This is a genomic window from Pseudomonas sp. URMO17WK12:I11 (assembly GCF_007677725.1).
In the GTDB taxonomy this organism is placed as follows: domain Bacteria; phylum Pseudomonadota; class Gammaproteobacteria; order Pseudomonadales; family Pseudomonadaceae; genus Aquipseudomonas.
This window is the reverse complement of the sequence record NZ_VEDF01000007.1, coordinates 223,428-235,547: the sequence shown is the minus strand read 5'-3', so window position 1 is coordinate 235,547 and position 12,120 is coordinate 223,428. Positions and strand designations below refer to the sequence as shown.

11 protein-coding genes are annotated in these 12,120 nt (G+C 64.0%); 9 read left to right on the top strand and 2 right to left on the bottom strand.

The features are described from left to right. Positions 1-12 precede the first annotated feature (12 nt). The 8 genes from FS665_RS15475 (at position 13) to FS665_RS15440 (ending at position 9,194) form a co-directional block, all read left to right on the top strand. Positions 13-1,380, top strand: a complete 1,368-nt coding sequence (locus FS665_RS15475) for a PepSY domain-containing protein (protein ID WP_145190110.1) — start codon at positions 13-15, stop codon at positions 1,378-1,380. Between the two features lie 171 nt (positions 1,381-1,551). Next, positions 1,552-2,958 (top strand): D-serine/D-alanine/glycine transporter, encoded by a 1,407-nt coding sequence (gene cycA / locus FS665_RS15470; RefSeq protein ID WP_145190107.1) that lies wholly within the window; start codon positions 1,552-1,554, stop codon positions 2,956-2,958. A gap of 186 nt (positions 2,959-3,144) precedes the next feature. Then, positions 3,145-4,410, top strand: coding sequence for an urea ABC transporter substrate-binding protein (gene urtA / locus FS665_RS15465; protein WP_145190103.1), 1,266 nt, complete (start codon positions 3,145-3,147; stop codon positions 4,408-4,410). A gap of 83 nt (positions 4,411-4,493) precedes the next feature. Continuing rightward, on the top strand, positions 4,494-5,981 hold the full coding sequence (gene urtB, locus FS665_RS15460; RefSeq protein ID WP_145190099.1) for an urea ABC transporter permease subunit UrtB: 1,488 nt from the start codon (positions 4,494-4,496) through the stop codon (positions 5,979-5,981). Then, positions 5,981-7,060 (top strand): urea ABC transporter permease subunit UrtC, encoded by a 1,080-nt coding sequence (urtC, locus tag FS665_RS15455; RefSeq protein ID WP_145190096.1) that lies wholly within the window; start codon positions 5,981-5,983, stop codon positions 7,058-7,060. Before urtB ends, urtC begins: the two co-directional genes overlap by 1 nt. Next, a complete protein-coding gene (gene urtD / locus FS665_RS15450; RefSeq protein WP_145190093.1) occupies positions 7,057-7,914 on the top strand; it encodes an urea ABC transporter ATP-binding protein UrtD in 858 nt (285 codons plus the stop codon). Before urtC ends, urtD begins: the two co-directional genes overlap by 4 nt. Positions 7,915-7,948: 34 nt before the next feature. Further along, positions 7,949-8,647: an urea ABC transporter ATP-binding subunit UrtE gene (urtE, locus tag FS665_RS15445; protein ID WP_145190090.1), complete on the top strand. Its 699-nt coding sequence runs from the start codon at positions 7,949-7,951 to the stop codon at positions 8,645-8,647. Positions 8,648-8,678: 31 nt separating this feature from the next. Then, on the top strand, positions 8,679-9,194 hold the full coding sequence (locus tag FS665_RS15440) for a GNAT family N-acetyltransferase (protein ID WP_145190087.1): 516 nt from the start codon (positions 8,679-8,681) through the stop codon (positions 9,192-9,194). A gap of 220 nt (positions 9,195-9,414) precedes the next feature. On the opposite strand, the gene FS665_RS15435 is transcribed toward FS665_RS15440, so the two are convergent. Together FS665_RS15435 and cbpA are read right to left on the bottom strand one after the other, a co-directional pair. After that, complete coding sequence (locus FS665_RS15435; RefSeq protein ID WP_145190084.1) at positions 9,415-9,720, bottom strand: chaperone modulator CbpM; 306 nt, start codon at positions 9,718-9,720, stop codon at positions 9,415-9,417. Positions 9,721-9,722: 2 nt separating this feature from the next. Then, positions 9,723-10,682, bottom strand: a complete 960-nt coding sequence (cbpA, locus tag FS665_RS15430) for a curved DNA-binding protein (RefSeq protein WP_145190082.1) — start codon at positions 10,680-10,682, stop codon at positions 9,723-9,725. Positions 10,683-10,845: 163 nt separating this feature from the next. On the opposite strand from cbpA, the gene FS665_RS15425 reads away from it, so the two are divergent. Further along, positions 10,846-12,117: an Hsp70 family protein gene (locus tag FS665_RS15425; RefSeq protein ID WP_145190079.1), complete on the top strand. Its 1,272-nt coding sequence runs from the start codon at positions 10,846-10,848 to the stop codon at positions 12,115-12,117. Positions 12,118-12,120: the final 3 nt, after the last annotated feature.

Below are 12,120 nucleotides of genomic sequence, written 5' to 3'. Positions count from 1 at the left end.
AAGGAGGTTCCCATGAGTGGAACACGCGTTTCCTTCTACAACCTGGCCTGGCGCTGGCATTTCTACGCGGGGCTGTTCGTCGCCCCGTTCATGATCCTGCTGGCGCTCACCGGCATCATCTACCTGTTCAAGCCACAGCTCGATCCGCTGCTGTATCGCGACCTGATGGTGGTCGAGGCCGGCGATCACCGGCAAAGCGCCGACACGCTGCTGGCCAGCGTGCGCCAGGCCTACCCGCAGGGCCATGTCGGCCAGTACCTGCCGCCGCTCAACGCCGAGCGCAGCGCGCAATTCGTCGTGCATGACGCAGGCCGTGAGCTGAACGTGTTCATCGACCCCTACAGCGGCAAGATGCTCGGCGAGCAGGACGGCAAGCAGAACCTGCAAGCCATCGCCCGCGCGCTGCACGGTGAACTGATGGTCGGCAGCGTCGGCGATCGGCTGGTGGAGCTGGCCGCCGGTTGGGGCATCGTGCTGGTGGTGTCGGGGCTGTACCTGTGGTGGCCACGCGGGCGCAGCGGCGCCGGAGTCGTGTGGCCACGCCTGGCGGCCCGGGGCCGGCTGTTCTGGCGTGACCTGCATGCAGTGAGCGGTTTCTGGGGCTCGGCCCTGCTGTTGCTGATGCTGCTCAGCGGCATGACCTGGACCGGGTTCTGGGGCAAGCAGTATGCCGACCTGTGGAACCGTTTTCCGGCGGCCATGTGGAACGCCGTGCCGCAGTCCGACCAACAGGCCCGCGCGCTGAACCACGCCCACCGTCAGACCGTACCCTGGGCAATGGAAAACACCCCGATGCCGCAATCTGGCGCGCATGCCGAGCACGCCGGGCACCACGGCATGAGCAGCGGGCCTGCCGCGCCGCAGGTAAGCCTGCAGCAGGTGCAGGACATCGCCAGCGCACGCCAGGTCGAGCCTGGCTACAGTATCACCGCGCCGACCACGGCCGAGGGTGTGTTCACCATCGCCGTGTTCGCCGATGACCCACGCAACGACGCCACCCTGCACGTGGATCAGTACACCGGCAAGGTGCTCGCCGATGTGCGCTGGCGCGACTATAGCCCGGTGGCCCGCGCCACCGAGCTTGGGGTGATGCTGCACGAAGGCAAGATGTTCGGGCCGCTGAACCAGATCATCATCCTGCTGGTGTGCCTGATGATTCTGCTGAGTTCGGTCAGTGGCCTCTTGATGTGGTGGAAACGCCGCCCCACCGGCGGGCTGGGGGTGCCACCGCTGCGCCATGACCTGCCGCGCTGGAAGGCAGCGGTGGCGGTGATGCTGGTGCTGGGGGTGCTGTTCCCGTTGGTGGGGGTGTCGATGGTGCTGATGTGGGTGATCGATAGCCTGCTGGTCAAGCGCCGCCGGATCCTTGCCAGCGCCTGACCGATTGCACGACCGGCGCGTTCGCCAGCGGGGCTGCGAACGCGCCGACCGGTGTGTGCATCTGCACCCGGAAACTGGAGTCGATCTGTCGCGCCCCCATCTGGCACGAGCGTGTTAGCCTAGCCGGCTACCTCTGACAAGAAGACTGACCTTCAAGGGAATGCAGCTTAAATGACGCAAACTTCTCCGACTGCGCCAGATGACCAGCATCTGCAGCGCAACCTGACCAACCGTCACATTCAGTTGATCGCCATCGGTGGCGCCATCGGCACCGGCCTGTTCATGGGCTCGGGCAAGACCATCAGCCTGGCGGGACCGTCGATCATCTTCGTCTACATGATCATCGGCTTCATGCTGTTCTTCGTCATGCGCGCCATGGGCGAACTGCTGCTGTCGAACCTCAACTACAAGTCGTTCATCGACTTCTCCGCCGACCTGCTCGGGCCCTGGGCCGGCTACTTCACAGGCTGGACCTACTGGTTCTGCTGGGTGGTGACCGGTATCGCCGACGTGGTGGCGATCGCTGCGTATACGCAATTCTGGTTCCCCGAGCTGCCCCAGTGGATTCCCGCGCTCACCTGCGTGGCGGTACTGCTGTCGCTGAACCTGGTCACCGTGAAAATGTTCGGCGAAATGGAGTTCTGGTTCGCCCTGATCAAGATCATCGCCATCCTGGGCCTGGTCGCCACCGGCCTGTACATGGTCATCACCGGGTTCACCTCACCCAGCGGGCGCACTGCGCAGCTGGCCAACCTGTGGAACGACGGCGGCATGTTCCCCAATGGCGTGATGGGCTTTTTCGCCGGCTTCCAGATTGCCGTGTTCGCCTTCGTCGGCATCGAACTGGTCGGCACCACTGCCGCCGAGGCGAAGAACCCTGAACGCACGCTGCCGCGGGCCATCAACTCGATCCCGGTCCGGATCATCATCTTCTACGTGCTGGCGCTGATCGCGATCATGGCAGTGACGCCTTGGCGCGACGTGGTGCCAGGCAAGAGCCCGTTCGTCGAGCTGTTCGTCTTGGCTGGCCTGCCTGCTGCAGCGAGCATCATCAACTTCGTGGTGCTGACCTCGGCGGCCTCCTCGGCCAACAGCGGGGTATTCTCCACCAGCCGCATGCTCTTCGGCCTATCCCAGGAAGGCGACGCGCCGCGTGCGTTCGAAAAGCTGTCGAGCCGTTCGGTACCGGCCAACGGTCTGTACTTCTCCTGCACCTGTCTGCTGCTGGGCGCGGTGCTGATCTACCTGGTGCCAAACGTGATCGAGGCGTTCACCCTGGTGACCACGGTCTCGGCCGTGCTGTTCATGTTCGTCTGGACCTTGATCCTGTTGTCGTACCTGCGCTACCGCAAGCACCGCGACGCGCTGCACCAGGCCTCGCGCTACAAGATGCCCGGCGGGCGGGTGATGTGCTACGTGTGCCTGGCCTTCTTCGCCTTCATCCTGGTGCTGCTGAGCCTGGAGGCCGACACCCGCTCGGCGCTGGTCGTCACGCCGATCTGGTTCCTGCTGCTGGCGGTGACCTACCAATTCGTACGCAGCAAACGCCACCCGCGCAATGCGGTGCGTAACGGCTGAACGATACTGGGGCCGCCCAGCGGCCCCATTGCTGTGCATGCCTATCGAGCAAGCACCAGGCTGGACCGCGTAAACGCCCCAGCCCCTGGCACAGCTGCTCTAACCTGGCGCTTTGGCCATTAGGCACACCCCTTGCAACGCCCCTCCCCGCTTGCCCAACACATAAAAACTCAGCGGAGAGAGCACATGAAGCGTCGCAGTCTGATCAAGGCTTTTACCCTCAGCGCATCGCTTGCGGCAATGGGCCTGAGCTGGAGCATCCAGGCGGCCGAGACCATCAAGGTCGGCATCCTGCATTCGCTGTCGGGGACCATGGCGATTTCCGAGACGTCGCTCAAGGACATGGCGCTGATGACCATCGAGCAGATCAACGCCAAGGGCGGGGTCAACGGCAAGATGCTGGAGCCAGTGGTGGTCGACCCGGCCTCGAACTGGCCCTTGTTCGCGGAAAAAAGCCGTCAGTTGCTGACTCAGGACAAGGTCGCGGTGGTGTTCGGTTGCTGGACCTCGGTGTCGCGCAAATCGGTACTGCCGGTGTTCGAAGAACTCAACGGGTTGCTGTTCTACCCGGTGCAGTACGAAGGTGAGGAAATGTCGCCGAACGTGTTCTACACCGGTGCTGCGCCCAACCAGCAGGCGATCCCGGCCGTGGAGTACCTGATGAGCGAAGACGGCGGCAGTGCCAAGCGCTTCTTCCTGCTGGGCACCGACTACGTTTACCCGCGCACCACCAACAAGATCCTGCGCGCCTTCCTGCACAGCAAGGGGATCGCCGACAAGGACATCGAAGAGGTCTACACCCCGTTCGGTCACAGCGATTACCAGACCATCGTCGCCAACATCAAGAAATTCTCCGCTGGCGGCAAGACTGCGGTCATTTCCACGGTCAACGGCGACTCCAACGTGCCGTTCTACAAGGAACTGGCCAACCAGGGCCTGAAAGCCACCGAGGTGCCGGTAGTGGCCTTCTCGGTCGGCGAAGAAGAGCTGCGCGGCATCGATACCAAGCCGCTGGTGGGTCACCTGGCGGCCTGGAACTACTTCGAATCGGTGGATAATCCGGTCAACCAGCAGTTCGTCGCCGACTGGAAAGCCTATGCCAAGGCCAAGGGCCTGCCCGGCGCCGACAAAGCGGTGACCAACGATCCGATGGAAGCCACCTACGTGGGTATCCACATGTGGGCGCAGGCCGCCGAGCAAGCCAAATCCACCGACGTCGACAAGGTCCGCCAGGCCTTGGCCGGGCAGAGCTTCAAGGCGCCGTCGGGTTTCACCCTGACCATGGACAAGCGCAATCACCACCTGCACAAGCCAGTGATGATCGGCGAGATCCAGGATGACGGGCAATTCAGCGTGGTCTGGGAAACCGAGCAACCGCTGCGCGCGCAGCCGTGGAGCCCTTTCATTCCGGGCAACGACAAGCGTCCGGACTACGCCGTAAAAGGCAACTGAGTGCACGGGCCGCGCTGCGGCCATTCGCGGGCCTAGCCTGATCGCCCGCGAAGCATCCAATACCGATCGTCAGGATTGCCCTTATGCTCAGACTCCTGCTCACCTTCCTGCTGCTCTGGCCTCTGGCCTCCCACGCCAGCGAGGGGGAATTGTTCCTCAGCGCCAAGCCCGCCGAGCAGGCCCGTCTGCTTGAAAGCTGGGCAGCCCAGCCCGATGTTGCGCGCCTGCCCTTGCTGGATAACCTGCGCCAGGGCCGCATCGCTGCCGACGACACGCGCAAGCTGCGTTTGACCAACCGCTTGCGCGGCCTGATCGACAACGCCTTGGCCAGCCACCAGTTGCTCAGTGCTGACGCCGACATGCGCCTGGCCGCTGCCATGCAGCTGCAAAAAAGTGCGCAGCCGGCGCAGATGGCCTTCCTCGATCGGCGCTACGCCGCTGAGCAGAATGGCGCGGTGCACGCCGCGCTCGGTCTGGCGCTGGCCAATCTGCAACTGGGCGCCAGTGAACCGGCCGTGCGCCTGGCCGCCGTACGCCTGCTTGGCGAAACCGGCGATCCGCTGGCCCGCACGCGCTTGCAAGCCCTGCTGCAGCCGGACGTCGAAAGCGACCCAGGCGTGCGCACCGCGGCCGAAACCAGCCTGGCCCAAGTGCAGCGCAAGCTGCTGGTGGGCGAACTGCTGGGCCAGGCCTTCAGCGGCTTGTCGCTGGGTTCGATCCTGCTGCTGGCAGCGCTGGGCCTGGCCATCACCTTCGGCCTGCTCGGGGTGATCAACATGGCCCATGGCGAGATGCTCATGCTCGGCGCCTACAGCACCTACATGGTCCAGGTGCTGCTGCAGCGCTACGCACCTGGGGCCATTGAGTTCTACCCGCTGATCGCGCTGCCGGTGGCCTTCCTGGTCAGTACCGGGGTCGGCATGGCGCTGGAGCGCTTGGTGATCCGCCACCTGTACGGCCGCCCGCTGGAAACCTTGCTCGCCACGTGGGGCATCAGCCTGATCCTGATCCAGGCCATTCGCCTGCTGTTCGGCGCGCAGAACGTCGAAGTCAGTAATCCGGCGTGGCTCTCAGGCGGCATTCAGGTGCTGCCCAACCTGGTGCTGCCGTACAACCGCCTGGTGATCATCGGCTTCGCCCTGGCGGTGGTGCTGCTGACCTGGCTGTTGCTCAACCGCACGCGGCTGGGGCTGAACGTGCGTGCGGTGACTCAGAACCGCAACATGGCGGCGTGCTGCGGAGTCTCGACGGGGCGCGTGGACATGCTCGCCTTCGGCCTCGGCTCCGGGATCGCCGGGCTGGGCGGCGTGGCCCTGAGCCAGGTCGGCAATGTCGGCCCGGACCTGGGGCAGAGCTACATCATCGACTCGTTCCTGGTCGTGGTGCTCGGCGGCGTCGGGCAGCTGGCCGGCAGCCTGTGGGCGGCCTTCGGCCTGGGCATCGCCAACAAGCTGCTGGAGCCGCAGATCGGCGCCGTACTCGGCAAGATCCTCATCCTTGCGCTGATCATTCTGTTCATCCAGAAACGTCCGCAAGGCCTGTTCGCCCTCAAGGGACGGGTAATCGACTGATGAACCAGCCACTGCTTGTCACCGCTACGCAAAAAGCCGGGCCGCGCCTGACCCTGGCCGTCGGGGCCGCCGTGGTCCTGCTGCTGCTGGCCCTGCCACTGCTGGCGCTGCTGCCGGCGAACCACGCGCTGCAGGTCTCGGCCTACACCCTGACACTGGTCGGCAAGATCCTGTGCTACGCCATCGTCGCCCTGGCCCTGGACCTGGTCTGGGGCTATGCCGGCCTGCTGTCGCTCGGTCACGGCCTGTTCTTCGCCCTGGGCGGCTACGCCATGGGCATGTACCTGATGCGCCAGGCCGCCGGTGACGGCCTGCCAGGCTTCATGACCTTCCTGTCCTGGACCGAGCTGCCCTGGTACTGGGCCGGTACCCAGCACTTTGCCTGGGCGCTGTGCCTGGTGGTGCTGGCACCGGGGCTGCTGGCGCTGGTGTTCGGCTGGTTCGCCTTCCGTTCACGGATCAAGGGCGTGTATTTCTCGATCATGACCCAGGCCCTGACCTTCGCCGGCATGCTGCTGTTCTTCCGCAACGAAACGGGCTTTGGCGGCAATAACGGTTTCACCAACTTCCGGACCATCCTCGGCTTCGACATTACCGCGCAGGGCACCCGGGCGGTGCTGTTCCTGCTGACGGTCGGCCTGCTGCTGGCCAGCCTGTACCTGTGCTGGCGCCTGACCCGGAGCAAGGTCGGCCGCCTGCTCACGGCCGTGCGCGATGCGGAAAACCGCCTGATGTTCTGCGGCTACGACCCGCGCGGCTTCAAGCTGCTGGTCTGGGTGCTCAGCGCCGTTTTGTGCGGCCTGGCCGGCGCGCTGTACGTACCCCAGGTGGGCATCATCAACCCCAGTGAGATGTCGCCAACCAACTCCATCGAAGCCGCTGTGTGGGTGGCTCTGGGCGGGCGCGGCAGCTTGATCGGGCCGCTGCTTGGCGCCGGCCTGGTCAATGGCATGAAGAGCTGGTTCACTGTGGCGTTCCCCGAGTTCTGGCTGTTCTTCCTCGGTGCGTTGTTCATCGTCGTCACCCTTTACCTGCCCAAGGGTGTGGTCGGCCTGCTGAAGAAAAGGAGCCAGCCATGAGAGGCGTGCCCCCGGTACACCCTGAATTCATGCTTGAACCGGTGTTCGACCAAGTGGGCAGCGGGCGCGAGGCGATTGGCCTCGGCCAGCGCCGCCAGGCGGGCCTGGACACCCGCCACGGCACGGTGCTGAGCCTTGAAGACATCAGCGTCAGCTTCGACGGCTTCAAAGCCCTGAACGGCTTGAACCTCTACATCGGCGTGGGTGAGCTGCGCTGCATCATCGGCCCCAACGGCGCTGGCAAGACCACGCTGATGGACGTGATCACCGGCAAGACGCGTCCCGACGGTGGCAGCGCGTTCTTCGGCGAAACCCTCGACTTGACCCGCATGAGCGAATACCAGATCGCCCAGGCCGGGATCGGCCGCAAGTTCCAGAAGCCCACGGTATTCGAAGCCTTGACGGTGTTCGAGAACCTGGAGCTCGCGTTGAAGGCCGACAAATCGGTGTGGGCGAGCCTGACGGCTCGGCTCACTGGCGAGCAACGCGACCGTATCGAGCAGGTGCTGGGCACCCTGCGCCTGCTGCCGATGGCGCAACGCAGCGCCGGGTTGTTGTCCCACGGGCAGAAGCAGTTTCTGGAGATCGGCATGCTGCTGGTGCAGGAGCCGCAGCTGTTGCTGCTCGATGAACCGGTGGCCGGCATGACCGACGCCGAAACCGAGTTCACCGCCGAACTGTTCAAAGGCCTGGCGGGCAAGCATTCGTTGATGGTGGTCGAGCACGACATGGGTTTTGTCGGCAGCATCGCCGACCATGTCACCGTGCTGCACCAGGGCAGTGTGCTGGCCGAGGGCTCGCTGGACCAGGTGCAGGCCGATGAGCGCGTGGTCGAGGTGTATCTGGGCCGTTGATCCCAGGCAATGCAACGCTTTGAGGAACATTCACATGCTACAGATCGACACCTTGCACCAGTACTACGGTGGCAGCCACATCCTGCGCGGCTTGTCCTTCGAGGCCAAGGTCGGCGAGGTCACGTGCCTGCTGGGGCGTAACGGGGTGGGCAAGACCACCCTGCTGCGCTGCCTGATGGGCCTGATCCCTGCCCGCGAAGGCAGCGTGACGTGGGAAGGCAAGCCGATCACCACGCTCAAGCCACAGCAACGGGTGCAGGCGGGCATTGCCTACGTGCCCCAGGGCCGGGAGATCTTCGCGCGCCTGAGCGTCGAGGAAAACCTGCTGATGGGGTTGTCGCGTTTTCCAGCTCGAGAGGCGCGCGACGTACCGGCGTTCATCTACGAGCTGTTTCCAGTGCTGGAGCAGATGAAACAGCGCCGCGGCGGCGATCTGTCTGGCGGTCAGCAGCAACAGTTGGCCATCGGCCGCGCCCTGGCAAGTCGTCCACGCTTGCTGATCCTCGACGAGCCTACCGAGGGTATTCAGCCTTCGGTGATCAAGGAAATCGGCGCGGTCATCCGCCGCCTGGCGGAACGTGGCGACATGGCCATCCTGTTGGTCGAGCAGTTCTACGATTTTGCCGAAGCGCTCGCCGACCAGTACCTGGTAATGGCGCGCGGCGAGATGATCCAGCGCGGGCGCGGCGCCGACATGCACGCCGAAGGTGTACGCGGGCTGGTAACCATTTAATCTGCACGCCACGAACCTGCGAGAAGCTGTCATGCACCATTCGATTCGCGACGCCCTGGTCACTGACTTGCCAGGCATCCTGGAGATCTACAACGACGCCGTGCGCCATACCACGGCGATCTGGAACCAAACCCCGGTAGACCTGGACAACCGCCAGGCGTGGTTCGAGGCCAGGGCACAGCAGGGTTATCCGATCCTGGTCGCCGTGGATGAAAGCGGCGTGCTGGGCTATGCGTCGTTTGGCGATTGGCGACCGTTCGAAGGCTTTCGCCTGACCGTGGAGCATTCGGTGTACGTGCGCGCCGACCAGCGTGGCAAGGGGCTGGGGCCGTTGCTGATGAAAGCGCTGATCGAGCGCGCCCGCGCCTGCGGCAAGCATGTGATGGTCGCCGCCATCGAGAGCGGCAATGCCGCCTCGGTCCGCCTTCATGAGCAGCTCGGCTTCGCGGTGACCGGGCAAATGCCGCAGGTGGGGGTGAAGTTCGGTCGCTGGCTGGACCTGACCTTCATGCAACTGGTGTTGAACCCGGGGGCTGAACCCCGCTGAAAAGCTGGAGAAATAACCTCAGGACCTGCCTGCGGAAGCGGCCTTGTGTCGCGAAAGGATCGCACAGCGGCCCCAGCAATTCCAGCTATGAAGCTGAAATCCTGGGGGCGCTACGCACGCCCTTCACGACACAAGGCCGCTCCTACAAGCACATCGCTTTGGGTTTGATGATTGAGCAAGACAGTTGCTCCCACAGTCGCATCTGCACAGGCAAAGCGCCCTACATCTGGATGAACCGACCCAGCCGCTGCTTCAACATGCTGTTTTCGGTGCGCAACTGGCGCACCTCCTGCAACAGTTCCAGCGCCAGGGCCACGCCCTCCCATTCCAGCTCCAGCTCCTTGCGCAGCTTCGCCGCCCGCTTGGCCAGCAGCGGCGCCTGATCGTCGAACAACCAGTCCTCGGGCGTTCGCCCGGAAGGTTCGACAATGCCGTGCTCGACGATTTCGATCACGCAGTCGGCCGAGATGTCGGCCTCCTGACACAGGGTTCGCATGTCCAGTTGAACGATCAGGGTGCTGCTCATGATCACTTACTCCATTGTGTCCTCGGATTGAACGCTGCTTTCTCGGAAAGCTGGGTCCACAACTCGCGGGTAGACTCATCGGACGCCGGTGGCATGACCACCTTCAGCTGCGCGTACAGGTTGCCGCGCTCGCCGCGCTTGTTCGCCAGGCCCATGCCCGGCACGCGCAGGCGCTGGCCGCTCTGGCTGTCAGGGCGGATGGTGAGGTTGATCTTGCCGGTCAGGGTCGGCACCGCCACCTTGGTGCCCAGCGCCGCTTCCCAGGGCGCCAGCGGCACGGTAATGATCAAGTCATGGCCTTCGACGTCGAACAGCGGGTGCGGTGCCAGGCGGATGGTCAGGTACAGGTCGCCATTGGCGCCCCCGCCACTGCCCGGTGCACCCTGGCCCTTGAGGCGAATCCGCTCGCCATCGGTGACCCCGGCTGGAATCTTCACGTTCAGGGTCTTGGTGGTAAAGCCGGTGCGCTGGCCGGCAGCGTTGCTCTGTGGCACCTGGAAGCTGATCTGCTTGGACTCCTTGCTCAGGGTTTCTTCAAGAAAGATCGCCAATTCCAATTCCACGTCCTGCCCTCGCCTGCCGGCACTGCGTTGTTGTTGCCGTGCGCCACCGAACGGGTTGCCGCCACGCGCGCCGAAGATCGAGCTGAAGAAATCGGAAAAATCGCCGCCTTCGAAGCCACCGCCCGGGTCACCGCCACGGCTCTGCCAGCCAGGCGGCGCCTGGAACGGCCGACCGTGCTGGCCGCCGTACTTGCGGATTTCGTCGAATTCGGCGCGCTTTTGGGCATCACCCAGCACTTCGTAGGCCTCGTTGGCCTCCTTGAACTTGTCCTCAGCGTCGCGCTCCTTGCTGACGTCAGGGTGATACTTGCGCGCCAGCTTGCGGTACGCGGCCTTGATCGCCTTCTCGTCCGCCGTGGGCTCTACGCCGAGTATCTTGTAGTAGTCTTTGAAGTCCATCTATGGATCACCAGTGTGAATGTGCGTGTTGCATCTGAAGATAGGGGCCAAGCATAGCCTTTCAAGGTTCGCTTGGGGTCGCTGCAACGCAGACGATCGGTCTTGATTCTCTAGCCAGCTGGCATACACTGCGCGGCCGTTTTGCCTCCGGAAGCCTGTTCCCATGTCTGACGTATCCCCGGCCCGTGCCCTTGGCATCGACTTCGGCACCTCCAACTCGACCGTTGGCTGGCATCGCCCGGGCGTCGAATCGCTGATCGCCCTGGAAGACGGCAAGATCACCCTGCCCTCGGTAGTGTTCTTCAATATAGAGGAACGCCGACCGGTGTATGGTCGCCTGGCCCTGCACGAATACCTCGAAGGCTACGAAGGCCGCCTGATGCGCTCGCTCAAGAGCCTGCTGGGCTCCAAGCTGATCAAGCACGACACCAGCGTGCTGGGCAGTGCGCTGCCGTTCAAGGACCTGCTGGGCATGTTCATCGGCGAGCTCAAGAAACGTGCCGAACACTGCGCCGGGCGTGAGTTCGATCAGGTGGTGCTGGGCCGCCCGGTATTCTTCGTCGACGAAGACCCCGCCGCCGACCAGGAAGCCGAGGACACCCTGGCCGAGGTGGCGCGCAAGATCGGCTTCAAGGACGTGTCGTTCCAGTACGAGCCGATTGCCGCAGCGTTCGACTACGAGTCAGGCATCAGCCGTGAAGAGCTGGTGCTGATCGTCGATATCGGCGGCGGTACCTCCGACTTCACCTTGATTCGTCTTTCCCCCGAGCGCCACCAGGTGGCCGAGCGCCAGAGCGACATCCTCGCCACCGGTGGCGTGCATATCGGCGGTACCGATTTCGACAAACAGCTCAGCCTGCAGGGCGTGATGCCGCTGTTCGGTTACGGCAGCCGGATGAAAAGCGGCGCGCTGATGCCCACCAGCTATCACCTGAACCTGGCGACCTGGCACACCATCAACGCCTTGTATGCGCAGAAATCGCAACTGGCCCTGAACAGCATGCGCTACGACATCGAAGACACCCTGGGCATCGACCGGCTGTTCAAGCTGATCGAAGAGCGTGCCGGGCACTGGCTGGCGATGGAAGTCGAAGCCAGCAAGATCGAGCTGACCGAACAGCCCAGCCGCCGCATCGATCTGGGCCGGGTCGAGCGGGAGCTGAGCGTCGAATTGACCCGTGCGTTGTTCGAAGAAGCGATCGACGGTCTGCTGGAGCGGGTGCGTGGCAGCGTCACCGAACTGCTGGGCAAGGCCGGTGTACACGCAAGCCAGGTCGATACGGTGTTCTTCACCGGCGGCTCGAGCGGTATTCCAGCGCTGCGCAACAGCGTCTCGGCGATGCTGCCCAATGCCCGACATGTGGAAGGCAACATCTTCGGCAGCATCGGCAGCGGCCTGGCCATCGAAGCACGCAAGCGCTACGGCGCCGCCTGACCG